The organism is Actinomycetospora sp. (assembly GCF_036497245.1).
Lineage (GTDB): Bacteria > Actinomycetota > Actinomycetes > Mycobacteriales > Pseudonocardiaceae > Actinomycetospora.
Map to the genome: position 1 here is coordinate 1 of NZ_DASXJS010000287.1, position 3206 is coordinate 3206.

Sequence of the window (3206 nt, forward strand, 5' to 3'; positions counted from 1 at the left end):
GTCGGGCCGATCCGGACCGTCCTCCGGGTTCTCGCCGGGACGTGGCGCGTCGGGATCGGGCTGAGCGCTGAAGTCGCCATCTTCGGCGTCGGTCCGGCCGGCCGATCCGCTCTCCGGCGGGGAGTCGGGTCCGGCGGCACCCTCAGGGCCGCCCTCAGGTGCCCCGTCCGGACCAGGCCCGTCGTCGGGTCCGCTGTCGGGGCCGGGCTCGCTTCCGCCGTCGGGTAGATCGTCCGGGCCGCCCTCGGGGCCGGGTTCGCTTCCGCCGTCGGGTCGATCGTCCGGGCCGCTGTCGGGGCTGCCATCGGGCCCGTTGCCCGGTTCCCCGTCAGGCTCGGGGCCTTGATCGGGTCCGGGGTCGGTGAAGCGGGCCAGGACCAGCTCGATGACGTCGTCGTCCCACAGCCCGGCCCCGTCCGGGCCGGTCAGCACCAGCAGCACCTCGGTCTGGACCGGGCCCCGCGGCGCATCCCGACCCGCCGCGCGCAGCCGGGCACCCACGACATCAGCGAGCGCCACGATCCGGTCGTAGGCGTCCTGCGCGGGCTCCGGAGGCAGATCCAGCCCGCACAGCTCGGTCGACCCCGACGGCGCCGCCCGGAACAACAACCGTCGCCGGGCGACCGCCGCGGCTTGGCGAGCCTCCGCCCACCCCGGATCGACCGCCTTCGCCTCCGCCTCGATCCGGTCCTGCAACTGCGCGTACGTCCACCCCGGGGCACGCCCCAGCAGCCGCTCCACCACCAGCCGAGCCTGCGCATCATCCAGCTCGGCCACGATGCTCACGAACTTCGCCGCCTTGCGCTCCTCGAGCCAGCCCTCGCGCATCGCCTCGCCCAGGGCGGGGAGCCGGATGAGGATTTGCCGGGCGAACTCGATCTGCGTCGCCCCGTACTGCTCCGACCAGCCCAGCGACGCCGCCGGGATCTTCCCCGGCCGCGGCCGCTCGGCGACACGTTCGGTGGTGCCCGCGGTGGCCCGCCATGCCTCCCAGGTCCAGCGTGAGCGGGCCCACGCCCAATGGTTCTCCGCCCGGAACGCCGCCGCCATCCCAGCATCCGCCCACTCCCCGGGCACCGACGCCGGATCCAGCGCCAGCAGCAGATCGTCGGGCAGCTCCTCGTTGAACGCGGCCAGCTCGAGCGGCGGGCCGCCGTCATCGGGTGCGACCGCGTCACCCACCATCACTGCCATGACTAGAACACTAGTTCGAAGGTCTGACAGTCTCGCCGGACCGATGCGCCGTCAGCGCGGCGTGGACGTCAGATCGGGATCGGCGTCCTCGACCACGGGAACGCCTCCCTTGCTCGACGCGCCCTCCGCCGACGTGATCGTGGAGTCGACGCGGCTCAGGCTGCTGGCGTCGCCGCCCTTGAGCTTGTCCACAGCGCCCTGGACATCGTTGCCGATCGAGGCCAGCGGCGCCGCGATCGATCGGCACAACGTCGGGTTGGCCTTCACGTCCTCGCTCGCGAGCCGCACCTCACGCTTCACGAACAGAGCCGCCAGCCCGCCCTTGATGAACGCGGTGACGCGGCCGTTCGCACCCTTGCCGAACGTCCCGGCCTGATAGGGCTTCCACAGGTACCGGTGGAAGGCGCCGAAGGCGAGGCCGGCGTGCAGGAGGAACTTCGTCTTCGCGAACGCCGTGGTGTTGCTCGTGGGGCAGTTGCCGTCGACCGGCGCCGCGTCCGAGGCGCTCTGGGTCGGGTCCGCCGGCACGGCGCTCGTCGTCGGGCTCGGCGACGAGGTACTCGACGACGGGCCGCACCCGGCGATCGCCAGCAACGGCAGCATGAGGACGACGACCACCCGGGCCACGCGGATCCACACGGCTCGTTCCTCCCGACGTCGGGCCTGGTTCCCGACGGCTCGCAGTGTGGCGGGTAACGAGCTCCTCAAGCCCTCCGGCCGGGGTCGTCCGGGGCGGGCCCGTCGTCCGGGTCGTCCCGCGTGCCAGGGACGCCTGTGACCCGGGCGATCGCGCCGAGCAACGACGGGTTGTCCGCTCCCGCGAACTCCCACGCCCGGGCGATGCCCAGCGCGAACAGGATGATCACGATGATCGCCAGACCGTCGACCTGCGCGACGTCGGACGGGCTCGCGCTCAGCACCAGGCCGTCCCGCAGTTGGACGACGTAGAGGACACCCTGGCCGAGAACCAGCACCACCCCTTGAGCCAGACGCCAGGGCTGGTCACGGCCCTGGGTCATCAGCAGCACCAGCAGGATCAGCATCGACACGAGCCCGGCCACGCCGAGCCCCACGGCCACCCCGCCGAGGTCGATCCGGGGCCGCAGCGCCAACAGGGACAGGAACAGCGTGTTCAGGAACGCGGACAGTGCCGCGACCGCGCGCAGGCGCGAGGTGATGTGGGCGCCGCGCGACGCGGCGGTGGGCCGCACCGAGATCGCGACGAAGAGCAGCCCGATGAGGGCTCCGGCCACCGTCGCGGTGGCGACGAAGAACTCCGAGTACTCCTCTGGAACCACGCGGCAGGACCCTAGACCCGGCCCCAGGCGGTGATCATCGGTGAGGTCGCGAGATCGGGCACGCGACCGGCCGCGACGTTCCCGAGGTGCTCGTCGATCTCGTCCGCCGTGGCGACGCCGGAACCGATCAGGCGCTCCCGGATCTGCTCGACGGTCGCGACCTCGAGCGCGGTGCACCCCGGTCCCGCGATCGGGAAGTACGCGTCGGCGCTGACGTCGGCCAGGCCCTGCTCCCGCAGCAGCCGCGGCAGGGTTCGTCCGAACGCCAGGTCGGCGCCGCGGCCGGCCATGAGGGTCCGGAAGCCGTGGCGGAGCCGGTTCGCCAGGTGCTGAGCGGGGCCGGACTCGTCGGGGCAGAGCAGGGGCTGCAGGCCGGGGTCGGCGTCCTCGAGGACCAGCCACCCGCCCGGCCGCAGCGCGGCGACCATCGACTCCAGCGCCCGTTGCCGCTGCGGGACGTGGGTGAGCACGAGGCGTGCGTGCACCAGGTCGAGCCCGGTGGCGGGCGGGTCGTCGAGCCCGACGTCGTGACGGCGGACCACCACCGGTGGCCCGACGCGGGCCTCGAGCCACGAGGTGTCGAGGTCGGTGGCGAGCACCAGGCCGTCCGGTCCGACCCGGCCCGCCAGCCACGAGGGCACGCTCGCTCCGCCTGCCCCGACCTCCCAGCACCGCCATCCCGGCGCGACGCCCACCCGGGCGAGATGACGGAAC

4 protein-coding genes are annotated in these 3206 nt (G+C 73.3%); all 4 read right to left on the bottom strand.

The window, feature by feature from the left end; translation table 11 throughout:
• The coding region (locus tag VGI02_RS29045; RefSeq protein WP_331633597.1) for a DUF222 domain-containing protein at positions 1–1194 on the bottom strand (1194 nt) is incomplete at its 3' end.
• Positions 1195–1245: 51 nt separating this feature from the next.
• Entirely contained in the window at positions 1246–1833 is a 588-nt protein-coding gene (locus VGI02_RS29050; RefSeq protein WP_331633599.1) for a hypothetical protein, read from the bottom strand.
• Between the two features lie 65 nt (positions 1834–1898).
• On the bottom strand, positions 1899–2492 hold the full coding sequence (locus tag VGI02_RS29055) for a hypothetical protein (RefSeq protein WP_331633602.1): 594 nt from the start codon (positions 2490–2492) through the stop codon (positions 1899–1901).
• 11 nt (positions 2493–2503) lie between these two features.
• A partial coding sequence (locus VGI02_RS29060) for a class I SAM-dependent methyltransferase (protein ID WP_331633603.1) occupies positions 2504–3206 on the bottom strand: 703 nt, incomplete at its 5' end.